20 protein-coding genes are annotated in these 25,419 nt (G+C 74.4%); 10 read left to right on the top strand and 10 right to left on the bottom strand.

Annotation, left to right across the window (positions count from 1 at the left end; translation table 11 throughout):
• Positions 1–12: 12 nt before the first annotated feature.
• Entirely contained in the window at positions 13–864 is an 852-nt protein-coding gene (locus ACFV04_RS01440) for a LysR family transcriptional regulator (RefSeq protein WP_380334258.1), read from the bottom strand.
• An 80-nt stretch (positions 865–944) separates the two neighbouring features.
• Between ACFV04_RS01440 and ACFV04_RS01435 the strand changes: the two genes are divergently transcribed.
• Both ACFV04_RS01435 and ACFV04_RS01430 read left to right on the top strand, forming a co-directional pair.
• Entirely contained in the window at positions 945–1,481 is a 537-nt protein-coding gene (locus tag ACFV04_RS01435) for a cupin domain-containing protein (protein WP_380526015.1), read from the top strand.
• Between the two features lie 24 nt (positions 1,482–1,505).
• Entirely contained in the window at positions 1,506–1,865 is a 360-nt protein-coding gene (locus tag ACFV04_RS01430; protein WP_380334264.1) for a DoxX family protein, read from the top strand.
• Positions 1,866–1,894: 29 nt separating this feature from the next.
• On the opposite strand, the gene ACFV04_RS01425 is transcribed toward ACFV04_RS01430, so the two are convergent.
• Positions 1,895–3,121, bottom strand: coding sequence for a damage-control phosphatase ARMT1 family protein (locus tag ACFV04_RS01425; protein ID WP_380526013.1), 1,227 nt, complete (start codon positions 3,119–3,121; stop codon positions 1,895–1,897).
• 203 nt (positions 3,122–3,324) lie between these two features.
• On the opposite strand from ACFV04_RS01425, the gene ACFV04_RS01420 reads away from it, so the two are divergent.
• Together ACFV04_RS01420 and ACFV04_RS01415 are read left to right on the top strand one after the other, a co-directional pair.
• Positions 3,325–3,795, top strand: a complete 471-nt coding sequence (locus ACFV04_RS01420; protein WP_380526011.1) for a DUF6228 family protein — start codon at positions 3,325–3,327, stop codon at positions 3,793–3,795.
• A 152-nt stretch (positions 3,796–3,947) separates the two neighbouring features.
• Positions 3,948–5,336 (top strand): HEAT repeat domain-containing protein, encoded by a 1,389-nt coding sequence (locus ACFV04_RS01415; protein ID WP_380526009.1) that lies wholly within the window; start codon positions 3,948–3,950, stop codon positions 5,334–5,336.
• Between the two features lie 202 nt (positions 5,337–5,538).
• Here the strand turns inward: ACFV04_RS01415 and ACFV04_RS01410 are convergent, their stop codons facing one another.
• Positions 5,539–5,919, bottom strand: coding sequence for a VOC family protein (locus tag ACFV04_RS01410; protein WP_380334275.1), 381 nt, complete (start codon positions 5,917–5,919; stop codon positions 5,539–5,541).
• A gap of 341 nt (positions 5,920–6,260) precedes the next feature.
• Between ACFV04_RS01410 and ACFV04_RS01405 the strand changes: the two genes are divergently transcribed.
• Together ACFV04_RS01405 and ACFV04_RS01400 are read left to right on the top strand one after the other, a co-directional pair.
• On the top strand, positions 6,261–10,505 hold the full coding sequence (locus ACFV04_RS01405; RefSeq protein ID WP_380526007.1) for a DEAD/DEAH box helicase: 4,245 nt from the start codon (positions 6,261–6,263) through the stop codon (positions 10,503–10,505).
• 359 nt (positions 10,506–10,864) lie between these two features.
• Positions 10,865–11,656 carry a hypothetical protein gene (locus ACFV04_RS01400; RefSeq protein WP_380526005.1) on the top strand — a complete coding sequence of 264 codons (792 nt, stop codon included), beginning with the start codon at positions 10,865–10,867 and terminating at the stop codon, positions 11,654–11,656.
• Between the two features lie 208 nt (positions 11,657–11,864).
• On the opposite strand, the gene ACFV04_RS01395 is transcribed toward ACFV04_RS01400, so the two are convergent.
• From ACFV04_RS01395 to ACFV04_RS01375, 5 genes are all read right to left on the bottom strand, one after another.
• Entirely contained in the window at positions 11,865–13,352 is a 1,488-nt protein-coding gene (locus tag ACFV04_RS01395; protein WP_380526124.1) for an MATE family efflux transporter, read from the bottom strand.
• Between the two features lie 37 nt (positions 13,353–13,389).
• Positions 13,390–14,421: a cysteine synthase family protein gene (locus tag ACFV04_RS01390; protein ID WP_380334283.1), complete on the bottom strand. Its 1,032-nt coding sequence runs from the start codon at positions 14,419–14,421 to the stop codon at positions 13,390–13,392.
• A gap of 87 nt (positions 14,422–14,508) precedes the next feature.
• Complete coding sequence (locus ACFV04_RS01385) at positions 14,509–15,846, bottom strand: Y4yA family PLP-dependent enzyme (RefSeq protein ID WP_380334286.1); 1,338 nt, start codon at positions 15,844–15,846, stop codon at positions 14,509–14,511.
• Positions 15,837–16,826 (bottom strand): ornithine cyclodeaminase family protein, encoded by a 990-nt coding sequence (locus ACFV04_RS01380; protein ID WP_380334289.1) that lies wholly within the window; start codon positions 16,824–16,826, stop codon positions 15,837–15,839. Before ACFV04_RS01380 ends, ACFV04_RS01385 begins: the two co-directional genes overlap by 10 nt.
• A gap of 63 nt (positions 16,827–16,889) precedes the next feature.
• Positions 16,890–17,879 carry a TauD/TfdA family dioxygenase gene (locus ACFV04_RS01375; RefSeq protein WP_380526003.1) on the bottom strand — a complete coding sequence of 330 codons (990 nt, stop codon included), beginning with the start codon at positions 17,877–17,879 and terminating at the stop codon, positions 16,890–16,892.
• Between the two features lie 380 nt (positions 17,880–18,259).
• Between ACFV04_RS01375 and ACFV04_RS01370 the strand changes: the two genes are divergently transcribed.
• From ACFV04_RS01370 to ACFV04_RS01355, 4 genes are read left to right on the top strand one after another with little or no spacing between them, the layout of a single operon-like run.
• Positions 18,260–19,819: an ABC transporter substrate-binding protein gene (locus ACFV04_RS01370; protein ID WP_380334293.1), complete on the top strand. Its 1,560-nt coding sequence runs from the start codon at positions 18,260–18,262 to the stop codon at positions 19,817–19,819.
• Positions 19,816–20,814, top strand: a complete 999-nt coding sequence (locus tag ACFV04_RS01365) for an ABC transporter permease (RefSeq protein WP_380526001.1) — start codon at positions 19,816–19,818, stop codon at positions 20,812–20,814. The genes ACFV04_RS01370 and ACFV04_RS01365 overlap by 4 nt, the downstream gene beginning before the upstream one ends.
• Entirely contained in the window at positions 20,811–21,662 is an 852-nt protein-coding gene (locus ACFV04_RS01360) for an ABC transporter permease subunit (protein ID WP_380525999.1), read from the top strand. Before ACFV04_RS01365 ends, ACFV04_RS01360 begins: the two co-directional genes overlap by 4 nt.
• A complete protein-coding gene (locus ACFV04_RS01355) occupies positions 21,659–23,143 on the top strand; it encodes an ABC transporter ATP-binding protein (protein ID WP_380525997.1) in 1,485 nt (494 codons plus the stop codon). Before ACFV04_RS01360 ends, ACFV04_RS01355 begins: the two co-directional genes overlap by 4 nt.
• Before the next feature lie 264 nt (positions 23,144–23,407).
• Here ACFV04_RS01355 and ACFV04_RS01350 read toward each other — a convergent pair whose 3' ends face one another.
• Together ACFV04_RS01350 and ACFV04_RS01345 are read right to left on the bottom strand one after the other, a co-directional pair.
• The gene (locus tag ACFV04_RS01350) at positions 23,408–24,100 is read right to left on the bottom strand and encodes a response regulator (protein WP_380525995.1); all 693 of its coding nucleotides are present in this window, start codon (positions 24,098–24,100) and stop codon (positions 23,408–23,410) included.
• Entirely contained in the window at positions 24,097–25,338 is a 1,242-nt protein-coding gene (locus ACFV04_RS01345; RefSeq protein ID WP_380525993.1) for a sensor histidine kinase, read from the bottom strand. The genes ACFV04_RS01350 and ACFV04_RS01345 overlap by 4 nt, the downstream gene beginning before the upstream one ends.
• Positions 25,339–25,419: the final 81 nt, after the last annotated feature.

Genomic DNA, 25,419 nt, shown 5'->3' with positions numbered 1-25,419 from the left:
GTCCGGTGCGGCTCAGCGCCGGTACGCGGTGGCCGCGATGTCGACGAACGACCGGATCAACGGGTTGGTGTCGCCCTCCTTCCACACCGCGACGACGCGGCTCGGCGCGATGCCGGTCAGCGGGACGACGGCCAGCTCCGCGGGCAGGTCGTGCCCGAGCGGGGCCAGGCCGACCGTGCCGTTCCACAGGACGGCCTGCAGGCATTCGTGGACGGCGCGCACCACCGGGCCCTCGCGGGGCCTGCCGCCGTGCCAGTACGCCTGCCACACCGGGTCGGTGTCCGGCGGGAAGCGGAACCAGCGGCGGTCGTCCAGGTCGTCCGGCCGCAGCCGGTCACGCCGGGCCAGCGGGTCGTCGGCGCGCAGGACCACGCCCACCGGGTCGCGCCGCAGCGTGCGCACCGTCAGCCCGGTCTCGTCGAACGGCGCCCGGGTCAGGGCCACGTCGACCAGTCCGGCGCGCAGACCGCAGGTGGGGTCGGTCAGGTCGGTGTCCCGGACGCGGATGTCGACGCCGGGGTGGCGTAGCCGGTACGCGGCGGCGAGCCTGGTCAGTCCCGGGTCGGTGCCGTCGCCCAGGATGCCGACGGTGACGGTCGCGGCGCCGGCCGCCGCGCCGACGCGCTCCCGCAGGCGGTCGGCGTGGTCGAGCAGCGCCCGCGCCTCGTCGAGCAGCACGGTGCCCACCGGTGTGAGCGAGACCCCGGCGGGTGAGCGGGTGAACAGCGGGGCGCCGACCTCGGCCTCCAGCCGCCGGATCGCCCGGCTCAGCGGTGGCTGGCTCATGTGCAGGCGTGCGGCGGCCCGGCCGAAGTGGAGTTCCTCGGCAACGGCGACGAAGTAGCGCAGGGTGCGTAGCTCCACGCTGCAACGATACCCGCCGGGTATCGGCGTCGCGGGACAGGTCTTGGACAGCCGCGGCCCCCCGGCGGTGCACTCGTGACATGACCGAAGAAACGAAGACCGGTACACCGCAGCCCGCCCCCGCCCTCTCGGTGGTCGGCCCCGGCGACGGCGAGACGATCGTCCTGGGCACCACCCGCATGCGCGTCCTGGAGGACGGCAGCCACACCGGGCACCGCCTCGCGATCGCCGAATCCGTCCTCGCCCCGCACACCGCCGGGCCGCCGCAACACCGTCACGCCGGCCACGACGAGGGCTTCTACGTCCTCGCCGGCACCATCCGCTTCACCGTCGGCGACGAGGACCACGACGCCACCGCCGGCACCCTCGTGGTCGTCCCGCCCGGCACCCCGCACACCTTCGCCAACCCGACCGACCACCCCGCCGTCATGCTCAGCACCTTCACCCCGGACCTGTACGTCCAGTACTTCCGGGACCTCCAGGACGTGCTCACCGCCGGCCGGCCGCTGACCGCGGAAGCCAACATCGACGCGATGAGCCGCTACGCGACGGTGCCCGCCACCGATGCGGTCGTGCCCGCCACCGGCGCGGCCGAGTCCACCACCGACGCGGCCTGAAGGGCCGGACCACGAACGGGAATCATGACCATCGCCTATGGGATCGCCGCAGGACTGCTCGCCTCCTTCTACCTCTACGCGGGCGTGCTCAAGGTGGTCCGCAGCCGTGACCGGCTCCGACCGATGATGACCTGGATCGACCGCGTGCCCCTGCCCGCCGTACGGGCACTGGGAGTGGTCGAGGTCCTCGGCGCGGCAGGCCTGGTCCTGCCGCCGCTGACCGGCACCGCTCCCGCGCTGGCAACGGCCGCGGCCGTCGGCCTTCTCCTCCTCCAGTTCGGTGCGGTCGTCGTCCACCTGACCGGCGGGGACCGCCGGATCGGCCTCAACATCGGGCTCATCGTCACCACGGCCCTGACCGTCTGGCTCGCCACCGGACTGTGAGCGAGCACGGCCCTGTCCACCGTCCCCGGCTACCGTCGTGCGTCGTCGACCTGGATGACGGCGAGCCGGCCGCTGGTGCGCCACGGCGTGCCGGTGCGGTCGAGCCGGGCGACGGTGGCGGCGTCGACGCCGACGATCACGTCCGACTTGAGGGTCCGCAGGGCCGCGACGGTTGACGGGAAGTGTCCCGTCACCTCGCCGAACGGGGTGGTCGGAGGCCAGAGCCGGTCGCCGACCAGGCGGCGGTAGTTGAGGTCTCCCTTGACGACCGTCAGTGCCGAGCCCGCGAGTTCGTCCCGGAGGTCGGCGGGCATGGCGTGGTACGGCAGGGGTGCGCAGAAGAACGGGTGGGTGCGGACCGACAGCGTGCCGCTGCCCATGGCCTGCCACAGCCGCTCGCCGACCGCTGCGGCGGTCGGTGCGGGCGCGGTGCGGAGGCGTTCGAGGGCGGCGAGGACGTCGGTCATCGTCGCGTCCGACACGAAGTACGGCTGGGGTTTCACGTACAGCACGACCTGCGCGGCCAGGCCGCGCCCCAGGAGGTGGTCGATCAGCACGAGGTCCGGCAGGAGTTCCCGGCCCGCGTTGTCCGCGAGGACGCAGACCCGCCCGCCGCCGGACCGTCCCAGGAGGGCCCACAGCCGGGCGCTGTCGTCGGCGATCAGGTCGGATCCGGAGGCTCCGTCCTTCTCCGCGGTCATCCGGAAACTGAGGTCCGCCCGGTTGCCCCACAACGCCGACTGCAGCAGGGCGTCCGCGCGCCGGGTCCGCGGCGGCTCGTCGAGCTCATCGAGTCCGTCGAGCTCATCGAGTCCGTCCAGCCCGTCCAGCGCGGCCAGTTCGTCGTCGACCGCCGTCCCGCCGAGCTCGGCGGCCTTGAACGGCGCGAACGGGTCGACGCCCTGCCACGGGCCGGGCCGGAAGTAGCCGGTGGCGTCGAGCAGCCGGTGGTAGAAGTAGCTCTCCGCCCACAGGAACGGCGCCTCGCCCCACGGCCGTCCCCACAGGCCCTCGCCCCACGCCGTCCACTGCGCGGCGGCGGCCGGGGAGTCCGCGGGGTCCGGGGATTCCGCGCGCGGCGGCACCAGGACGCCGGTGGTGCTCTCCGCGAGCAGCCGCTCGACCGCCGCCCGCTCGGCGGGGCCGTAGGGCAGGGCGTCGAGGACCTGCCGTACCAGCACGGGGTGGCGTTCGTGGAAGACACCCCAGGCGAAGGACCCGGGGACGTCGCTGCGGATCACGGGCGCGTTCGACACGGTGCTGCTCGTCTCTCTCGTCATCACCATCGGGCGGGCGGGGCCGATGCGGGCCGATCGCCGACGATCGCCGACCTTACGCGGCTCGGGGAGGGAGCCGGTCCGTCGACCACGCCGGGCGTGTGGGCCGCAGGCCTCGGAGGCCCGTGCCCGGTCGGCATGCACCGAAGGGCGGCCGGGAGGCGACCGCCTATGCTCCGGGGATGACCGAGCGCAGCCCCGAACGCCCCGACGTCCCCGATGTCCCCGACGTCGTCGTTCGCCATCAGGACGACCCCGCCACCCTGGTCAGGCTCTGCGACCGCTACTTCCCCGACGAACTCGGCATCGGCTTCGCCGTGGAGGTCAGCGCGGCGGGGCTGCACGCCCGCATCGACTCGGTCGAGACCTGGGTGTGGGACCTCGACTCCCTGGACGACTTCCTCGGCCGTCTCGCCGGCGACTTCCGCGGCTGGGAGGGCGAGCGCACCTGGAGCACCAACCACCTGGCGCTGCGGGCGTCCTTCAAGTCCGGCGGCCACGTCTTCCTGACCTGGACGCTCACGCCCTGGATGACGCGCGACGACGGGTGGGAGACGTCCGTGACCACCGTGCTGGAGGCGGGCGAGGGAATGTCCGCCCTCGCGGCCGACCTGAGGGAGTTCCTCACTCCCCGAGCCGCCGCCCGGGGCTGACCCGGCGCCGACCCGGGGCCGACGGGCGGTGCGAGCCGGACGTCAGCGCAGAGCCCTCCGCCTGCGCGGCTCACCCGGCCCGCGCGGCTCACCGGCCTGCGCACGGCTGACGCCCCCTCGCGATGTCGGTGCCGTGTGCTTGAGTGCCGACCATGATCCGACCCGACGACCTGCTGACCGGCCTGGACGACATCGACTGGGCCGCGCTGGGGCACGCCTACGGAAGCGCGGCGGACGTGCCCGCCCTCCTGCGCACGGCCTGCGGGCCCGACGAGAAGGCCCGCGACAGTGCCTTCCGGGTCCTCTCCGGCAACATCTTCCACCAGGGGACGCGCTACTCGGCCTCCCCCTACGCCGTACCGTTCCTCGCCCGGATCGCCGTCGACGGCCCGCCGCCCGCACGGGTCGACGCGCTGTGGCTGCTGACCCGGCTGGCCGTCGACTGGCACGACGCGTACGACCTGCCCCTGGGCATCGACACCGCCGCCTGGCGGGCCGCGGTCGTCCCCCACGAGGAGAGCCTGCGCTGGTACGAGGACGAGATCGCCGCCGAGACGGACGAGCAGCGCCTCGGGAGGCTCCGCGAGGCCCGGGACCACGCGGCGGCCGGGCACCCGGTCGACAGCCGCGAAGGCGCACTCCGCAGCTACGACGCCGTCCGCGCCCGACTGCCCCGGCTGCGTGCCCTCCTGGACGATCCGGACCCGACGATCCGCACCAGGACCGCCTACCTGCTGGCCTGGTTCCCCGAGGACGCCGCCGAGAGCCTGCCACCGCTCGTCCGCCGCTCCGCCGGCGAGCAGGACCCGAAGGCGGCAGCCACCGTCCTGCTGTCCGTCGGACTCCTCGGGAACCGGGGCGACGCCGAGTGGCTCCTGCCGCACCTGGACGCCGAGCACGCGCTGCTGCGGTGGGCCGCCGTAACCGCCCTGGCCCGCCTGTTCCTCCTGCCCGACGGTGACGCGCCTTCCGGCGGCGACGCGCCTTCCGGCGGAGCGCCCTCCGGCGGAGCGCCCTCCGACGGCACGCCCTTCGACGACCGGCTGCTCGACCGCGTCATCACCGAACTCACCGCCGCCTCGGCCGCTCCCGTGCCCGAACCCGGCACCGACCACGACAGCGACGACCTGCACCGCTACACCGCCCGCACGCTCCTCGCGCTCCGGGACCTCGCCCCGGACGACGACCGGCTCCTCACCGCCGTCGCGCACTGCCTGCGGTTCATGGACGTCCTCGAAGTCCGCGGCCTCGCAGCGCGCCTGCTGCGCACCGACTTCGAACCGGTCGGCCCCGCCGCCTTCGCCGACCTCGCGCCCGCACTGCAGTGCGTCCTGCGGACGGTGGCGGACCGGATTCCCGCCGATTGGTACGACACCCGGCTCTCCGGCCCGGCGACCCGTGACGCCCTGTCCGCCCTCGGGCTGCCCGACACCGGCCCCGCGCTGCGCGCCTACACCGGGCTCCCCGCCGAGGAACCGGAGCGCCGCGACCTCTATGCCCGCCCGCACCGCCCCGGTCGGCCGAGGGCAGGCGGTGCGTGAGGCACCCCTCCCCGCCGGCTGCGGCAACGCCCGGACCGGCCTCGCCGGCTACCTGCACGCGGTCGCGCGGGCGCTCCCCGACGGTGGGGACGTCGAGGGCCTCCACCGGTACCCGGCCGAGGACGGCCGGTTGCGGTGGGGCGCGGAGGACCGCCGTGACGCCGGTGGCCGGCACTGCTGCGGCCCGCCCCCACCGGGGCCGTCAGAGCGGGCTGAGGCGGGCCTTGAGCAGGCAGAACTCGTTGCCCTCCGGGTCGGCGAGGACGTGCCAGGACTCCTCACCGGTCTGGCCGATGTCGGCCGGACGGGCCCCGAGCCCCAGGAGTCGTTCGAGTTCGGCGTCCTGGTCGCGGTCGGTGGGGTTGACGTCGATGTGCAGCCGGGGCTTCCCCCGCTCCGGCTCGTCCCGACGGCTGAGGAAGATCGTCGGCTGCGCGCCGCCGAAGCCTTCGCGGGGCCCGATCTCGATGCTCCCGTCGTCCTCGCGACCGAGCACCACGAAGTCCAGGACCTCGCACCAGAACCGCGCCAGCACCTCGGGATCGTGACAACCGAGCACGAGTTCGCTGATACGACATGCCATGGACGGGACCTACTCTCGGCGTGGGGCCGGATCGAACCGGCGTGACACCGGCGTGACACCGGCGGACGAGCACGGTCGGGACCGTACCGGGCGGGGCGAACGGGCGCGAAGGGTTTTCCGGGATCCCGGTCCTGTTCCGCTCGTCGGAGTGCGCGGTCGCGACGACTCGGTGGCGGGCCGTGGTCGTCGTCCGTACGGACGAGGCCTCACGTGCCGCCCGACGGCGGCTCGGGCCCGCTGCCCGCACTCGGCCCGCTCACCCCACGTCCGGTAGATTCGGCCGCCGGCCGATCGGCACACGAAGCGGCTGGGTGTCACTGGTTCGACGCAGGGGGCGACGGGTGGGGAGCGGGGACGGTCAGGGCCGGCGGACGGGGGATCTGCTGGACTGCTGGCGGGCGATCGAGCTGTTCAGCCCGCCGGCGATCCCGGAGGTGCCGCGCAAGCGCCGCGCGGGCCGTCCCCGGGCCTCGGACACGGTCGTCGTCGACGTCACGCCGGCCGCCGGCCGGGCGGCGCCGGTGCTGCCGTGGGCGCCGGAGCATCCGGAGACGGCCGCGCTGCGGGCGCCGCGCGGGATGGTGTGGCGGCACGAGGTGTACGGCGGGGTGTTCGAGCTGGAGCTGCTGCGCCAGGCGATGATCGCCGTCCTGCCCGAGGGCACCGACCCGGATCCGGGGGTGCCGCAGGAGGAGCTGAAGCTGTCCGGGCGGAGCGCGATGTTCGCCCTGGTCCTGGACGAGCACGGACGGCCGGTCGGGGACACCTCGGTGGTCTCGGCGTGCGCCTGGGCGACGGGACGGCTCTTCGACCCGGGGCCGTCGGTGCCGGGATGGCTGGACGGCTTCGAGGAGTTGGGCGAGGCGTTCGAGGTGGCGGTGGGGCGGCTGGCCGCCACGCCGATCCCGTACGGGCCGGGCCCCCGCCTCCTGCCGAACCCGGTGCTGTCCCGCCCGGTGGGCGGCGCGCCGCTCGTGCGGGAGGCGTCGGATGCGGCAACCGGCTGGCAGCAGCTGCTGGCGGAGGTCCTGGGCGGGGCTGCGGTGGCGGCGGTCGGGGCGCTGTTCGGCGAGGTCGCCGGGGCTGCCGTGCAGGGGGCGACGGAGCCCCTGGTGCGGCGGGTTGCGGAGTGGTCGGCGGCCCGTCGTCCGCAGCGGGCGGAGACGGACGGGGTCGCGGTGCCGGGGCCGGCCGTCGAGGTGCCGTCACCCGCCCACCTGCCGTCACCCGTCGAGCCTGCTGCCGACGCCGTCGACGGGACCGTGGACGACGGCACGGACGACACCGGCCCGCGTCCGGTCGCACTCGCCGACCTCGTCGCCCTGACCGCCCAGATCGCCCACCTCTGCGGCGTCGAGGAGCACCTGGACCCGCGGGTGATCCGGGTCCGGAGCCGACTGGTCCGCCTCCCGCGCGACCCGAAGGCCAAGCCCGCCGCCCCGCAGCCGTTCCTGAACAGTTTCCTCCCGCCCGACCTCGCCCGGGTCCGCGCCTCCCTCACGGCGGGCGGCCAGGGCGGCCAGGGCGGGCCGGGCGGCCAGGGCGGCCAGGTCGGCCAGGTCGGCGGGGGAGCGGGCCTCGGCCCGGCCCTGGAGGCGTACCTGACCGCTCGCCGGGACATCCCGGTGACCGCCCGCACCGACCTGCGCGAGGACCGCCTCGCCGTCCTCGAAGGCGTCGACCCGGCGCTCGTGCCCGCCGGGCGCTGGCCCGCCAAGGCGCGCTACCCGCTCGCGCTCAGCCAGCAGTTCGCGGTCAACCGGATGCTCGCCGACCGCACCGGGACCGTCTCGACCAGCGCCACCGCCACCGCTGCCGCCGCCACGGCCGCCACCGCCGACGCCGGAGGCCTCTTCTCCGTCAACGGCCCGCCCGGCACCGGCAAGACGACCATGCTGCGCGACCTGGTCGCCGCCCTCGTCGTCGAACGCGCCGCCGTGCTGGCCGGCTACCGGCGGCCCGAGGAGGCGTTCGTCGGTCGCGCCTGGCGCGGCAAGGACCGCCAGGGTGTCCACGCCCGCTTCGTCTCCACCCTCGACCCGAGGCTCACCGGCCGCGAGATCGTGGTGACCTCCTCCAACAACGGCGCCGTGGAGAACGTCACCGCCGAACTGCCCGCCGCGGCCGCCCTCGACGAGCACTGGCACGACGGCCCCGACCACTTCTCCGACCTCGCCTCCGCCCTGCTCGGCGGCGCGCCCGCCTGGGGCCTGGTGGCCGCCGTCCTCGGCAACAAGACCAACCGCACGCGGTTCACCGAGCGCTTCTGGTGGGGCCGCCTGCCCGAGGACGAGACCGCGGCCCGCACCGCCGACGGGCTCCCGCCGCTGCGCGGCATGAACGCCGTCCTCGGCGACTGGGTCCCCCCGAGCACGCCCAGGCCCACCCGCAGCCCGCGCGACCGTCGCACAACCACCCCCGCGGGCAGGGCAGTTGCCTCCTCCGTCCCGAGCACCGCAGCCACGTCCGCCGCGGCCACGTCCGCCGCCCCCGCCACGTCCGCCGCCCCCGCCCCCGTCGGCCCCGCCCGGCCCGTCCCCTCCTGGACCGAGGCCGTCGCCGCCTTCACGTCCGCCCAGGCCGAGGTCGAACGCCTGCGCACCGAACGCGCCCGCCTCGCCGCCGCCCTCGCCGACACCCGGGCGGACCGGGCCCGTCCCCGCCTCGACGCCCTGCGCGCCGCCGTCACCCGGGCCGACAGCCGCACGGCCGCCGCCGAAGCCCGCGCCGACACCGCCACCAGGGCCTTCGACGCCGCCGCGAGCGTCACCCGCACCGCCGAAGCCGCCCACGAGACGGCGAACCGGCGGGTCCCACAGGCCCGCGAAGCCCTCGCCGACGCCAGGGCGGAGCTGGCCGCCGCCCGCGAGCGCGCCGACCGGCACCGCAGGCAGGTCGACGCCCTCACCGCCCTCCACGACGAGCCGCCCGCCGGCCAGCCGGGTCTGCGCGCGGGGCTGCGCCGCATGCTCCGGAGCGGCGCCGAACGCCAGGCCGCCGAGCAGCACCGCGACCGCAGCCAGGCCGAACTCCTCGCCCTGCTCGTTCAGGAGCGCACCGCCCTGGAGGACGCCTACGACCACATCGCCCGCTGCTCGCGCGCCGAGGACCTCGCCTCCGCCGACCTGCACACCCGCGCCACCGGGGCCGTCACCGAGGCCGCCGAGGCCGCGGCCCGCGCCCGCACCCACGAACGGGCCGCGCTCACCGAGGAGTCCGCCGCCCACGAAGCCCTTCAACGGGCCCGGCAGGACGCCCGTGCCGCGCGCCAGGAACTGGAGGGCGCCACCGCCGGACTCGACGCCGCCCACCGCACCCTGCGCACCGCCGCCGCCACCCTCCCCTCCCTGCCCCTCGACTGGCTCCACCTCGACGACCACGAACAGGAACTCGGCGCCCCCTGGGCCGACGAAGCCTGGAGCACCGCCCGCAGCGACCTGTTCCTGCGCGCCCTCGACCTGCACCGCGCCTTCGTCGCCAACACGGCCAAGCGGATCCGCAGCAACCTCCAGGTGCTCGTGGAACTCATGGCCGGGAACAGCGGCCCCGTCCCCGACGAGCAGGTCCTGCACGCCTGGCAGACCCTCTTCCTCCTCGTCCCCGTCGTCTCGACCACCTTCTCCTCCATCGGCAGCATGTTCGCCCGGCTCGGCCGCGGCTCCCTCGGCTGGGTCCTCGTCGACGAAGCCGGACAGGCCACCCCGCAGGCCGCCGTCGGCGCCCTGTGGCGGGCCCGCCGCGCCGTCCTCGTCGGCGACCCCCTCCAGCTCGAACCCGTCGTCACCATGCCGAGCGCCCTGCAGCGCCGGCTCCTGCTCGCCCACGGCGTCGACGAGGAGTGGCTCCCCTCCGCCACCTCCGCCCAGGCCGTCGCCGACCGGGTCAACCGCTACGGCACCTACCTGCCCGCCCCCACCGGCGCCGAGGAGGACACCGTCTGGGTCGGCTCACCGCTGCGCGTCCACCGCCGCTGCGAGGACCCCATGTTCACCGTCAGCAACGACGTCGCGTACGGCGGCCTCATGGTCCACGGCACCCACCCGCAGCCCTTCCCCGACCCCGAGCACGACGGCCTGCTCCCCAGCCGCTGGCTCGACACCCCCGACCCCGACCGCCCCGCCGACGCCCCCTGGGGCGAACGCGACCGCCGCGCCCTCACCTTCCTCCTGCGCCGGCTCGACCACCACGACGTCGACGTCGAACGCCTGCGCATCATCGCCCCCTTCCGCGCCCTCGTCCGGGAGGCCCGCGACACCTGCCGCACCCTTCCCGGCTGGACCGCCGAACTCCTGGAGGAACGCTGCGCCACCGTCCACAAGGCGCAGGGCAAGGAAGCCGACGTCGTCATCCTCCTCCTCGGCGCCGGCCGCCCCGGCGCCCGCACCTGGGCCGCCGGCACCCCCCACCTCCTCAACGTCGCCGCCAGCCGCGCCAAACGCCGGCTCTACGTCGTCGGCGACCGCGCCCTGTGGGCCCCGCTGCCCCACTTCGACGTCCTGGCCGCCGAACTCCCCACCTACGACCACCGCGAGGACCGCACCACCTGGCCCCTCGACACCCCCGAACCCCCACCACCCCCCGCCTAGGCCGCAGGTCGTGCGGAGCGGCGGGGCCCCTGCCGGTTCAGGGGCCCGGCCGACGTCAGGGGCGCGGGCCGGTCGGCCTCGGGTGGTGGGGCCCGGAGCCCGGCCGCCCGCCGCCGCTCCGCCACCGCCGGCGGGCTGTCAGGCGCCGGCGGCCACCGTCCGGGGCGCCGTGGCGGCCGTGGCGGCCTCGGCGATCCCTTCAGAGGTCGTCGGCCTTGACGTAGAGTGCGGTCGCGAAGGAGTCCAACTCCCGTTTCACACACCGACGTCGGACTTCATCGCCTCATGCGCGCAACGAGTCCTGCAGCCATGTCGGGGTGCAGGGCGAATCAGTTGTGGCCTGGCCGACCGTTTCGGTCATGAGTACCCTGTACGGCATACACATTCTTGATGACCCCACCGTGTCGCCCCGGCTCCGCAGCTTCCTTGAGCCGCGTGCGCGGCGACATGCACCGACATCTGCCGATCGGATCAGGCAGTACGCGACAACGGTCGACGCGGAACCCGAGATCGTGGACGCGATGATCCGGTTCGAGGAGCGATACGGCGGCCTGTTCTACTCGCCGCGAGGCGGCAACGCCAACGAGTACGGTCTGGATGGGGTTCCGTCTGCCCACTGGACGTCTCATGGCTGGGCGTTTCCCGGAATTCTTGACGGCCCCGGGACCTGCCGGGTGGACGTACTCGCGGACGGCCGCACCGCGATACCGGTACCGGGGTTGCCGCACAGGGTGATCAACAGCAGCGTCGATCAGCGTCTGGAGGCCGACGCGCTGTCGGCGAGCGTGTACCGGTGGCCGCACCTCGCCCTGCGGACCACCACTGGCCTCGGAGTGGACCCTTCCGTCGCCGAGGAACATCTGCCACCCCGCGTACACGAGGCAACCGGCCCCGCCGACAAGTGGTGGTTCGACGGCAGGTCGGCCTTCAACCTGGAGCTCTACAGCTGGTGGACACCGCGGACGGACCGTGACACCTGGATCGTGCGTTGCTTCGCCCTGGACGGCGACGCTCTTGACCGAGCCGCCTCCGCCCTGCGGGCCGCAGTCCCCGAACTCACCGCCGCCCTCTTCGACTGGTGCTCACTGTGCGGCCGGGGCCTGGACGCAGGCCGATCCTGCCTACCCGTCCTTCCCCCAGCAGAGCGGTGACACTCGCCGCTCTGCTCGATCCGCACCGCCACCCCTTGGAATCGATCATCCGGGCCGCAGGTCGTGCGGAGCGGCGGGGCCCCTGCCGGTTCAGGGGCCCGGCCGACGTCAGGGGCGCGGGCCGGTCGGCCTCGGGTGGTGGGGCCCGGAGCCCGGCCGCCCGCCGCCGCTCCGGCGCAGCCGCCGCTCCGCCACCGCCGGCGGGCTGTCAGGCGCCGGCGGCCACCGTCCGGGGCGCCGTGGCGGCCGTGGCGGCCTTGGCGGTGAGGGCGAGGTCGTAGCGGCGCAGCAGGAGGACCGCGGTGGTGGCGAGGCCGAGGAGGAGGCCGAGCCAGAGTCCGCGGGTGTCGCCGCCGAGGGGGTAGGCGAGGAGCCAGGCGGCGGGCAGGCCGACGGCCCAGTAGCCGACGAGGGTGATGCGGAAGCCGCTCCCGGTGTCGTCGAGGCCGCGCAGCAGGCCGACGCCGATGTTCTGTGCGCAGTCGAAGAGCTGGAGGACGGCGACGACGACGAGCAGGCCGGTGGCGATGTGCAGGCCCTGCCGGTCGGCGAGCGAGTCCGGGTCGAAGTAGGGGCGCAGGACGAGGTCGGGGACGGTGAGGTAGACGGTGCCGACCAGCGTGGTGACGACGGCGCCGCAGGCGAGCGCGGTGTTCCTGATGCGGCGTGCGGCCGCGTACTCGCCGAGGGCGAGTTCGCGGCTGACGTTGATGGAGGCGGCGTGGGAGAGGCCGACGGCGACCTGGAAGACGATGTAGACGAGCTGGTTGACGGCGGTGTGGGCGGCGAGCGCGGCCGGGCCGAAGCTGCCGGCGAGCAGGGCGGTGACGGAGAAGAACCCGGCTTCGGAGCCGTAGGTGGCGGCGATGGGGGTGCCGAGGCCGAGCAGGCGGCGGACGGTCGCGGCGTCGGTGCGCCAGAGGTCCAGGGCCAGCAGCGGTGCGAGCTGGTGGTCGCGGCGGGCGGAGGCGTAGAGGGCGAGGAAGGAGAGCAGGTGGACGCTGCTGGTGGCGACGCCGATGCCGGTGAGGCCGAGCTTCGGCAGGCCCCAGGTGCCGTGGATGAACACCCAGTTGAGGGCGGCGTTGACGGCGACGGAGGCGAGGGTGATCCGCAGGAGGGCCTGGGGGCGGCGCATGCCGACGGTGAACTGGCGGACGGCCTGGAACCAGAGGCAGGGCAGCAGGCCGGGGGCGAGGGCGGAGAGCATGCCCTGGGCGCGGTGGGCGACGGCGGCGTCCTGTCCGAGCCAGGTGGCGGCCTGGCCGATGAGGACCATCAGGACGGCGCCGGCCAGGCCGGCGAGGGTGGCGACCGCCATCGCGGCGCGGACCAGGCCGCGCACCTCGTCGCCGTCCTCCGCGACGGCCGGGACGGCGACGGCTGGGACGGCAGCAACGGCCGGAGCAGTGTCGGACGCCTCCTCGGGCGCCTCGTCGGCGGTCCGTTCGGCGCGGGCCGCCGCGGCCGCCACCTGGTTGCCGACGGAGGTGACCAGCCCGACGCCCATGGTGCGGAGCTGGTTGAAGATGACCAGGGCGAGGCCGCCGGCGGCCAGTGCCTCGGTGCCCAGGACGCCCATCATGACGGTGTCGGTGGTGGTGAGGGCGACCTGGGCGAGCTGGGTGAGGGCGAGCGGGACGGCGAGGGCGGCGAGGGCGCGGCTGTCGCGCGCCAGGGTGGTCAGCTGCTGCATGGCGGTTGTCACGTCTCGGTTGTCACGTCTCTTGGGTTCAGGGCCTGCGGAGCTTGGAGAGGGCCTCGTCGACGGCGTCCTCGACGGTCTCGTCGAGGAGGTCGCGGGTGGTCATCCAGTCGTCGTCGAAGACGGTGTCCAGGTACTTCTCGCCGCCGTCGTTGACGAACGCGACCATAACGGCGTCCGGCGGCAGGGTCGTCAGGCGGGCCAGGGCCTCGTGGACCACGCCGCCGGCGGAGCCGCCGATGAGCAGGCCGGTGCGGCGGGCGACGACGCGGGCGGTGGCGAAGGCCTCGACGTCGCCGACCTTGACGCCCTCGTCGATGAGGTCGTAGTCGACGAGCAGGCCGATGGTGGCGCCCTCGGGGGTGCCGGTGCCGGACTGGTAGTAGTCGTGGGCGGGCGGCCCGAAGGCGATGGAGCCCTTCGGTTCGACGCCGACGACCGCGACTCCGGGCACGTACTTCTTGAGCTCGCGGGCGGTGCCGCACAGGCCGCCGCCGGTGCCGACGGCGCCGATCAGCACGTCGACGCGGTTGTCGAGGGCTTGGGCGATCTCCCGGCCGACGGCGTGGTAGCCGACGGCGTTGCCGGGGTTGTTGTGCTGCTCGGTGAAGAAGGTGTTGTCCTTGCCGCGGGCCATCTTCTCGGCGAGTTCCTCGCGGGCGGCGGTGTGGAGCTCCTCGCCGTCGGTGTCGGCATCGACGTGGACGAGTTCGGTGCCCATCGCCTTCATGCTGCGCAGCTTGTCGGCGGCGGCGTGGTTGTCGACGACGGCGGTGAAGCGGTAGCCGCGTTCGGCGGCGACGACGGCGAGTCCGAGGCCGGTGTTGCCGGAGGTGGACTCGATGATGTGGCCGCCTTCACGCAGCTGCCCGCGCTGTTCGGCGTCGAGGACCATCTGGCGGGCCATGCGGATCTTGGCGCTGCCGGTGGGGTTGAACATCTCCAGCTTCAGCAGGAGGCGGGCGCCGTTGTCGGCGCGGGCGAGTTCGAACAGCGGGGTGTAGCCGATGAGGTCGGATATCCGGCTGACCACCGGGGGGCGGGTCAGGGCGTCGGTCATGAGGGGGCTCCGTGGGGACGGCGGGGCGGGGACGGCGGGGCGGTGACGGCGGGGCGGTGACGGCGGGGCGGTGACGGCGAAACGGGGTCAGCGGTCGAGGTGCCAGCGCGGGCGGGGGCTGCCGGCCGGGTGGTCGATGACGACCTTCGGCGGCAGCGGGAGTTCGTGGAAGGGGGACTCGTTGGAGTCCATCTGGTAGCCGGCGGTGTTGGGGTAGACGAGGAGGTCGCCGGGGCGGGGCCGGGTGGGGAAGGAGATCTTGCGCCAGGTGAGCAGGTCGGAGTCGAGGCAGCTGGCGCCGCCCACGCACGCCCGGAACTCCTCGGCGTCGCGGCCGGGGGAGTGTGGGAGGAGGAGCGGCTCGGGCAGGTACTCGCTGTTGAACCACTGTTCGGACAGGCTCAGGCTGGTGCCGTCGACGGTGAGGATCCCGTAGCCGGCACGGTCCTTGACGCCCTGGACGGTGAACACCGTGGACCCGGCGCCGGCCAGCAGGGCCCGGCCGGGCTCCAGCAGCAGCATCACGCCTGCCTCCCGCAGCCGTTGGGCCAGCGGGTCGCCGGTTCCGCCCGGTCGGGCGGCGAGGATCGCGCGCAGGGCGTCGGCGCCCGCGACGGGTGAGTGGTAGGGGTAGAAGTCGTCCGCGGTGAAGACCTTGCGGGCGTGGTAGTCGTCGGGGCCCTGTTCGGCGAGGAACGTCTCCCAGGCGCCGGCGGGCACGTAGTCGACGGCGAAGCCGCCGCCGATGCTGATCCGGTCGGCCCGCAGGCCCAGGACCCGTGCCTTGAGGCACAGTTCGACGAGCTCGCCGGCGAGGTCGGCGCGGGGCTGCACCTCGTAGCCGGACAGGTGGAAGCTGAAGCCCTCCATCCGGACCCGCTCACCCGCCGAGGCGCAGCGCAGCAGCGCGGCGTCGAGCTGGTCGTCGTCGAGGCCGAAGCGGCTCTTGGGCTGGGCGGGCGGGAGGCGGCGCAGCAGGACGCGGACCGGTCCGCGGGTGTCCAGGTGCAGGACGCGCTCCAGTTCGTCGAGGGAGTCGACGGCGATCAGCGCGCCCTGGAGGGCTGCGACGCGCAGCAGGGCGTCGGCCTTGGCGGGCCCGGTGACGACGAGGTCCTCGCCGCGCACGCCGTGGCCGAGTGCTTCGCGCAGCTCGCCCGGGCTGGCCACGTCCACGCCGGCGCCCGTGTGGGCGCAGCGTTCGACGAACGCGGCGGCCTTGTTGGCCTTCTTCGCGAAGTACACCGCGCCGTCCACTCCGGCGTCGGCGAGTGCGGTGCGGAACGCGGCGAGGTTGGTGTCGAAGCGTTCGGGCAGCAGGTAGTGGAACCCTCCGCCGAGGCCGTGGACGAGTTCCCGGAGCAGTCCGCTGGCGTGGATGCGCTCGGCGAGGGGGTCGGGGTGGGCGGGCAGGGTCAGCGCCACAGTGCGACCTCGGTGCCCAGGCCCTGTTCGGCGGCGAGCTGGGCGAAGCGGTGGCCGAGGGCTGTGTCGGTGACGACCAGTCCGCTGTTGTAGGCGAAGATCCGCTGGTCGGGTGCGGTACGGGCTTTGAAGACGCCGGAGATGACGACGGGTAGTTCCAGGTCGACGGCGGGCAGGTTGCCGTCGGCGTCGGCCATGTCGGTGCCGGTGACGCGCATCTGGGCCTCGCTGGTGGCGATGACCCGGTCGGCGCGGTGCAGCGTGGAGGGGGCGAGGCCGTGGCCGACGAGGATCGCGGTCGCGCCGGGCTTGAGCCAGTCGGCCTCGACGGCGGCGGGGGTGTGGCCTCCGGCGGTGGCGACGATGACGTCGGCGTCGCGTGCGGCCGCCTTGAGGTCAGTGACCAACTCCAGCTCACGGCCGGGGAAGTGGCGCTCCAGTTGTTGCCGGACGGCGGCGATGCCGTCGGGGTGGGTGCCGGACAGCAGCAGGCGCTCCAGCCCGGGCAGGGTGGTGAGCAGGAACGGCAGGGCGAGGCGGCCCTGGGTGCCGGTGCCGATCACCAGCGCGGTGGACGCGTCGGGGGTGGCGCACTCGCGGGCCAGCAGGGCGGAGACGGCCGGGGTGCGCAGGGAGCCGATGCGGGAGCAGTCCATCATGGCGACGGGCAGGCCGGTGACGTCGTCGTAGACGGTCAGCGTCGTGTAGTAGTGCTGCTCGTCGCGGCCCTTGTCGAGGCCGTGCTTGTACGAGGTCTTGATGGCGACGACGTTCCGGGCTCCGTCGCGGGCGAGCATGGCGTAGGAGACGGAGTGCCCGTCGGCGGGCTTGACGGTGAGTTTGCGCGGGTTGTCGGACCGGCCCGCGGCCAGGGTGCGGTAGGCCTGTTCGACGGTGTCGACGACGTCGGTCAGGGTGATGTCCAGGCCGGCGAGGTCGCTGGTGGAGAGTACGCGCAGGGTGGTGTCGTCCCGGTCCACGTGGGGTGCCCTTTCGGATGGTCGAGGCGGTGTCTGGAAGGCGGGGGCGGGGCGGGCGGAGGGTCAGGCGGCCCAGGCGGTGAGGGCGGCCTGGCCGTAGCCGTGCTCGTCGTGCTCGGCGACCGGGCGGGTGGGGCGGTCCTCCACCCGGACGGAGGCGCGCTTGAGCCAGCGGTCGGTGCCGTCGTAGCGGGCCCGGAACGGGACGCGGCCGTGGACGACGAGGTCGTTGTCGACGACCAGGACGTCGCCGGGCTCCAGGCTCACTGCGACCGACACCCGGGCGAGCTCCTGCCCGAGGCGGCCGTACGCCTCCCGCCACTGCTCGTCCGTCTCCTCCAGCGGGGTGTAGGCGGGGTCGTAGCGCATGGTCAGGCCCTCGGGCGAGTCGAAGAGGGTGGGCACCGGCGCGGGGCGGCCGGCGAACTTCCGGGCCTGCTCGTAGGCGTCGTCGGGCAGGATCGGCGCGACGGGCCGCTTCAGCTGCTCCAGGTCGTCCTGCGCGAGTTCGGTCAGGCGCACGCTGGCCGCGGTGGTGGCGATGTCGTCGTGGTTGCGCATGCAGCACAGCAGCAGCAGGTGGGCGCGGCCGGGGTGGAAGGCGTCCTCGGTGTGCGGGGTGAGCAGTACGGAGCTGGAGGCGCCGGTCTGTTCGCTCTCGTGGCCGGGGGAGGGAACGATGTTGTGGACGAACCGGCCGTCCTGCTGGCCGTCCCAGGCGATCGGGGTGCCCATCAGCGTGGAGACCAGCAGCAGGACCACGTCCCACAGCGCGCCGGCGTCGCCGACGGTCGACCAGTGGCCGGGCGTCGGGCCGAGTTCGGTGTCGTCCGGGCGCAGGCCGCGCAGCACGAACAGGCCGTCGGCGGTGTCCACCGGGCGCAGCGCGTCACGGAGTTCGCTGCTGAGCTGGGCGCACATGACGGGCAGGTCGGCCGGCAGGCCGGGGCTGGTCGCCGAACCGTGGAATTTCAGCAGCCGGGCGGCGGTGGTGGTCAGTTCCGCGGCGGCGGCAGTGTCGAGACGGCGTACCGGGGCAGGGCAGGTGGGCACGGCGGGGCCTTCCGGGGACAGGGACGGGGAGAGGCGTGCGGACACGCGGCATCACCGCGCCGGTGCGGACGGCGGACGGGAGCAGCGCGTGACGAGGTGGGGTCCGGGGCGGCTCGAACGGCCGGACGACAGGAAACGTAACAACGACTTCGAGGTAAGGCAAGCCTTACCAAGCCATGTGTCTACATGTACGTAGTCTCGGTTCCGTGAGGCGGCGCACGCGAGGCGCAGGGTCAATTTCCCTGCTCGGAAGCTGATTTGAGGCTCGGGGGCGCACGGCTGGATGGCGGGCGCGCTCCGCGGGGCGGCTTGCGTCCGGTCTCGAAATTAGGATAGGTAAACCTAAGTAAATCGAGCTCAACCCGAATCGAGGAACGAACGTGGGCGTCACCAGACGACAGCTGCTGTGGGCCGGTGCCGGTATCGGGGCGGCCGGCGCGCTCGCCGCCTGCAGCAGCGGTACGGGCGGATCCAAGGACGCGGCACCCTCGGGTGCGGCGCCCTCGCAGCCCCGTGCCGGAGGGACGCTGAAGGTCGGCGCCCTCGGCAAGGCCTCCGCGATCACCCGCGACCCGCACGGCACGCAGGCCAACGAGAGCGACTACCTGATCATCAGCCTGATCTACGACACGCTCGCGATACCCGGCGACACGACCAACACCGCCCCGCGCCTGGCCGCCTCCTGGAAGCCCTCGGAGGACCTGAAGACCTGGCGCTTCACCATCGCCGACGGCGCCGCCTTCCACGACGGCACCCCCGTCACCGCCGACGACGTCGTCTGGTCGCTGCAGCGCCTGCGCAACACCCCGTCCGGCAAGAGCCGCCTGCCCGGCATCCAGCCCGAGGGCATCAGGGCCGAGGACGCGAAGACCGTCGTCCTGGTCTCCGACTACCCCAACGCCGAGCTGCCGCTGCTGACCCGCCTGACCACCTTCGTCCTCAAGAAGGACACCAAGGACGACGCGATCGCCGGCGCCCCCGGCACCGGCCCGTTCAAGCTCGACTGGTACCGCGACGGCAACGCCCGCCTGGTCCGCAACGACACCTGGTACGGCGGCAAGGTCCTCCTCGACGCCGTCGAGGTGCGCCTGTTCGAGAGCCCCCAGGCCATGGCCAACGCCCTGCTGGCCGGGCAGATCGACCTCGCCTCCAACGTCGGCGCCGTCGCCGCCCGCACCGCCGAGGCCCGCAAGGACGTCCGGATCCTGCGCCGCCCCAACGACATGGCGATGCCCATCGTCATGCGCACCGCCGACGGCCCGTTCGCCGACCCTCGCGTCCGCGAGGCCCTCAAGCTCGCGGTCGACCGCGACGCCATGGTCAAGCAGGTCCTCTCCGGCTACGGCAGCGTCGCCAACGACATCCTCGGCACCGGCGACCCCGCCTTCGCCAAGGACATCCCCCAGCGCAAGCGCGACCTCGCCAGGGCCAAGCAACTCCTCGCGGACGCCGGATTCGACACCTCCCGGACCTACGACCTGATCACCACCGAGGACATCTCCGGTCTGGCCGAGTCGGCGACCCTGTTCGCCACCCAGGTCCGCGAGGCCGGCGTGAAGATCAACGTCGTGAAGCAGGACTCCAAGGTCTTCTGGGACGCCACCTGGCTCAAGGCCCCGCTCTACACGACGTATTGGGGCACCAACGACTCCGTGGTCTTCTTCGCCTCCAAGACGATGCTCTCGGACGCCGGCCAGAACGAGTCCGCCTTCAAGGACCCCGCCTTCGACGAGGCCTACCGCACGGCCATGGGTACGGCGGACGCCGCCGAGCGCGGCAAGCTGCTGCACCGGCTCCAGGAGATCGAGTTCGCCACGTCCGGCTACCTGCTGTGGGGCATGGCCGACGGCATCGACCTCGCCGGGGCCGCCGTGCGCGACCTGCCCAAGCTCCCCGGCTACGGCCGCGTCCAGCTCGACAAGACCTGGCTGGCGCGTTGACCACGCTCCAACCGGCCGGCGCCCGCGCGCCGCACGGCCTCCCGGCCCGCATCCTCCCCGGTGCGGGCCGGGTCGCCCGGCAGGCGGCCCGGCGCCTGGTGATGCTCGTCGTCCTGCTCGCCGGCGTCTTCGCCGCCATCGAGCTCCTGCCGGGCGACGTCGCCGGCGCCACCTCGGACCGGGGCGTCACCGCCGCCGACCTCGCCGCCCGCCGCACCGCCCTCGGACTCGACCGCCCGGTCGCCGAGCGGTTCCTGGACTGGATGACCGGCCTGCCCACCGGCGACCTCGGCACCACCGCACGCGGCCGGCACGTCACCGACGTCCTGGCCGGCCCCTTCCCCAACACCCTCCTGCTCGGCACCCTCGCACTCGCCCTCAGCACCGTCGGCGCGCTCGCCCTCGGGAGCTGGGCCACCCTGCGCCCGGGCGGGCGCACCGACCGCGCCATCGACGCCCTGTCCACCGCAGCGTTCGCCCTGCCGGAGTTCGTCGTCTCCGTCGCCCTCCTCCTGCTGCTGTCCCAGTGGACCGGCTGGCTGCCCGCCGTCACCCTCACCGGCCCCGACGGCAGACCCGAATCGTGGACGATGACCGTCCTGCCGCTGCTCTCCCTGGCGATCCCCCAGATCGGCTGGAACACCCGCATCGTGCGCGGCGCACTCGCCGACCAGTCCGCCCTGCCGCACGTCCAGGCCGCGATCCTCGACGGCCTGCCGCGCCGACGCATCCTCGGCCACCACATGCTCCCCGGCGCCCTGCCCGCCATCGCCGTCGGCATCGCCACCTCCGCGGGCATGCTCCTGGGCGGCACCGTCGTCGTCGAGACCCTCTTCAACTACCCCGGTATCGGCGCCATCCTGGCCGGTGCCATCACCGACCGCGACACCCCGCTCGTCGCCGGAGTCGTCGCCGCGGCCGGCGCCGCCATCAGCCTGCTCCTGCTGATCGCCGACCTCGTCCGCACCACCACCCTCGGAGAAGAGCGCCGATGACCGCCGACGCCCCGACCGCAGCGGCCCCCGCACCCGCCACCCGCCGCACGGGACGCGTACTCCTCCGCGCCGCTCCCGCACTCGCGCTCGTCGTCCTCGCCCTGGCCGGCCCCCTCCTCGCCCCCCACCCCATCGACACGCCCGTCACCTTCCCCTACGCCGAACCCGGCAACGGCGCCGCACTCGGCGGCGACCAGCTCGGCCGCGACGTCCTCAGCCGCCTGCTGACCGGCGGCGCACCCCTGCTCGCCACGGCCCTGGCCATCGCCGTCGTCGTCACCGCGGCCGCCACCGCCATCGGCATCCTCGCCGCCCTGCGCCCCGCAATCGGGCGGTGGATCGAACGAGCCGCCGACCTGACGATCCTCCTGCCCTCGGTCCTCGCCATCATGCTCATCGCCCTGGCCTGGCCCGCCGGCGGACGCCTCGCCGTCGCAGCCGCGGCCACCCTCCTCGGCATCCCCTACGCCGTACGGATCGTCGCCGCGGCAGCCGCCCCCGTCGCCGCCACCGGCTACCTCGAAGCCGCGGCCGCGGGCGGCGAACGGCTGTGGCACCTGATGGTCCATGAGGTGCTGCCCAACCTGCGCTCCACGATCCTCGCCCTGTTCGGCCTGCGCTTCGTCGAAGGCGTCTACATCGTCTCGGTCGCCGCCTTCCTCCAGCTCGGCCCCCAACCACCCGAAGCCGACTGGGCGTTGATGATCCGGGAGAACGCCGCCGGCATCACCCTCAACCCCTGGGCCGTCGGCGCGCCGTGCCTGGCCGTCGGCCTGCTCGCCATCAGCGTGAACCTCGCCGCCGAAGCCCTCGCCCCCGCCCGGCCCACCCCGGAGACCCCGCTGTGAGCACCACCGTCCCCGCCGCCCGCGCCACCGCACTGTCCGTCACCCTCCGGGACGCCCCGCTGCTCACGGACGCGAGCCTCACCCTCACTCCGGGTCGGATCACCGCCATCACCGGACCGTCCGGCGCCGGCAAGACCACCCTGCTGCGCGCCCTCGCCGGCGCCCTGCCCCCGGGCGCCCGCGTCTCCGCCGGGAGCATCGAGGTCCTCGGCCACGACATCCTGGCCCTCCCGCCCGAGGACCTCCGCCGCCTCCGCCGTCACCGGCTCGCCTTCGTCGGCCAGGACCCCGGCTCCGGCCTGAACCCCCGGATGCGCGTCGAACGGCTCATCACCGAGACCGCCCCCGACCGCCGCAGGACCCCCGTCGCGGAGCTCCTGCGCGCGGTCCGCCTCCCCGTCGGCGAAGACCTCGAACGCCGCCGCCCCGCAGGTCTGTCCGGCGGCCAGCAGCGGCGCGTCGCCCTCGCCCGGGCCCTCGCCCGCCGCCCGGAGATCCTCCTCCTCGACGAACCCACCGCCGGCCTCGACGCCGCCCTGCGCGACGACATCGCCGAGCTCCTGCGCGACCTCGCCGACTGCGAGGACCTCGCCATCGCCCTCACCAGCCACGACCCCGACTTCGTCGCCCGCTGCGCCGACGACGCCGTCGCCCTGTGGCCCGACCACCCGGCCACGGACCCGGACCCGGCCACGGATGCGTCCCCGGCCGCTCCCGGGCCGCCGGTGCCGACCGCGCGCGTCCGCACCCGCGTTTCCACGGCGTCGCCCGTCGTCGAGGTGAGGGCGCTCAACGCCGGCATCGGCACGGGCCGCACCCGCCACCGCGTCCTCACCGCCGTCGACCTCGACCTGACGCCCGGCACGCTGACCGGGATCACCGGCCCGTCCGGATGCGGCAAGACCACCCTCCTGCGGACCCTGGCCGGCCTCCACCGGCCGGAGTCCGGAAGCATCACCCTCCACGGCGAACCCCTCGCCCCGTCCTTCCGGCGCCGTACCCGCGACCAGCGCCGCCGCATCCAGCTCGTCCCCCAGAACCCGCTCGGCGCCCTCAACCCCGCCCACAACGTCGCCGCCACCCTCATCCGGCCGCTGAAGGTGCACTTCGCCCTCCCGACAGCCCGGTGCGAGGAGCGGGTCGCCGAGCTGCTCACCGCTGTCGGCCTGCCCCCGCACTACGCGACCCGCCGGCCCCACGAACTCTCCGGCGGTCAGCGCCAGCGCGTCTCCCTGGCCCGCGCCCTCGCCGCCGAACCCGACGTCCTGCTCTGCGACGAGGTCACCTCCGCCCTCGACACCGACACCGCCGCCGCACTCATGCGCCTCCTCGAAGGCCTGCGCACCAGCCGCAGCCTGGCGGTCGTCCTCGTCAGCCACGACCTTCCGCTCGTCGGCGCACACGCCGACCGCGTCCTGCCCCTCGCGGGCCCCCGGCCCGCCCCGCTCACGGCCCGGCACCCCGCGGACAGCATCCGTTGACCCGACGCCGACCGGACCCGACGCCGACCGGGCCGGACGCCGACCGGGCCGGACGCCGACCGGGCCGGACGCCGACCGGGCCGGACGCCGACCGCGACGGGGCGCGGCGGCCACCCGCCGTCGTCGGCCGCTGCGCCCACCGCGACGACCCACCTCCGGCGCCCCGGGCCGGGGCGGACCCGGTCCCCGATCGCCGACGGCCGGCTGCGGCACGGCCCGCACCGGTGCCGAGTCCGCCGCCGAGCCGGCCGGGTCCGTACATCGTCAGTCGGCGCCGGTGCGAGGTGTCTCGGCTGCCGGTGCCGGGTGGACCAGGCGGGCGTCGTAGGCGGCGATGACGAGTTGGGCCCGGTCGCGGGCGCCGAGTTTCATGAGCAGCCGCCCGACGTGGGTCTTGGCGGTGGACAGGCTGACGTGCAGGTGGGCGGCGATCTCGGCGTTCGACAGGCCGAGGCCGACCAGCGTGAGGACTTCCCGCTCCCGTTCGGTCGTCCCGGCCAGCGCGGCGGAGGGTCGGCCGGGCGCCTCGGGGCGACGGGTGAACTCCTCGACGAGGCGGCGGGTGACGCCCGGGGCGAGGAGGGCGTCACCCGCCGCGATGACGCGGATCGCCGCCAGCAGGTCGGCCGGCCGGGTGTCCTTGAGCAGGAAGCCGCTCGCGCCCGCGTGGAGGGCGGCGAAGACGTACTCGTCGATGTCGAAGGTGGTCAGGATCAGCACCCTGACACCGGAGAGCGTCGGGTCGGCGGTGATCCGCCGGGTCGCCTCGATGCCGTCCAGGCCCGGCATCCTGATGTCCATCAGGACGACGTCGGGCTTCTCGCGCCGGGCGAGTTCGACGGCCTCCTCACCCGACTCGGCCTCGCCGACGGCGGTCAGATCGGGTGCGGTGTCCACGAGGACGCGGAAGCTGCCACGGACCAGCGCCTGGTCGTCGGCGACCAGCACGCGGATCACAGCGAGCCCCCGGTCGTGGGGAACGGGAACCGGGCAGAGACCTGGAAGCCGCGTCCCGGCCTCGGCCCGGCGCGGAACTCCCCGCCGTACATGCCGACCCGCTCACGCATGCCGACGATTCCGTGGGCGGCCACCGGCCGGGAGGCGCCTTGCCCGGATCCTTCGTCAGTACCGGCGCCGTCGTCCGTCACCTCCAGCATCACCGCATCAGGGCGGTACGTGACGGCCACCCGGCACCGCTCCACCGCCGCGTGCTTGATCACATTGGTGACCGCCTCCTGGACGACCCTGAAGGCGGCCAGGTCCAGGCCGGGAGACAGCTCCGGCCGCTCACCGCGAACCTCCAGAGCCACCTGGACGCCCGCCTCGGCGGCCCGCCCCACCAGCGCAGCGAGATCCGCCAGCCCCGGTGCGGGGGCCGTCCCGGCACCACCTCGGCCCGGATGCCCGCTGCCCTCCTCGCCCCTGAGGATCCCGAGCATCGCCCGCATCTCGCGCAGCGCCCCGCGGCTGGTCTCCTCGATGGACGACAGCGCGCGCCGCGCCTCCTCCGGACGCTCGGCGGCGACGTGGTTCGCGACCCCTGCCTGCACCGCGATCACGCTCATCGTGTGGGCCACCACGTCGTGCAACTCCCTGGCTATCCGCAGGCGTTCCTCACCGGCGGCGCGACGGGCCCCGGCCAGCTGCTCCTGTACGCGCTGCTCCGCCCGGGTGCGCAGGCTGTCGGCGTAGAGTCTCTGCTGCTGCACCGCGTAGCCGATGGTCCACGCCACCGTGACGAGCAGCGCGCTCTCGACGACCAGCGCGGGGCTGTGCCGGGTGGGCGGACCGTACGGCAGGTCGAGGAATCCGGTGAGCCCGGCGGCCGGCACCATCACCAGCAAGGTCGCGGCGAGCACCCGGAGCGCCTGGCGACGCGGGGACCGCTGGGGGACCACGTACATCACGAAGGCGACCGCCACCAGCGGCACCGGCCCCCCGCGCGCGAAGGTGGCAACGGCTCCGGCGGTCACGACCGCCGCGAGCACGGCACGCGGCCAGCGTCGGCGGAACGCCACCGCCAGCAGGGCGAGCACGGCGACCAGGACGTCCACCGGGTTCAGCCCGCCCAGGTCGGCCGAGCCCTGCCAGAGCAAGGTGGAACCGGCCATCGCCAGTACGGCGGCGGCGCAGTCGATCACGACCCGGTGCCGCGTGCTCAGCCGCTTGAGCAGGGGCGGTCGAAGAGACTCCATGATCGCAATGTAGCCACCGGGGCCGAGGCCCCGCGTCGGTCTGGGGACTGACGTGGAGAGGTGTACCTGAGGCCAGTCGGG

The sequence above is a fragment of the Kitasatospora sp. NPDC059599 genome, assembly GCF_042735125.1.
In the GTDB taxonomy this organism is placed as follows: domain Bacteria; phylum Actinomycetota; class Actinomycetes; order Streptomycetales; family Streptomycetaceae; genus Kitasatospora.
The sequence above is the reverse complement of the archived record's forward strand: the minus strand, read 5'-3'. Positions and strand labels throughout refer to the sequence as shown.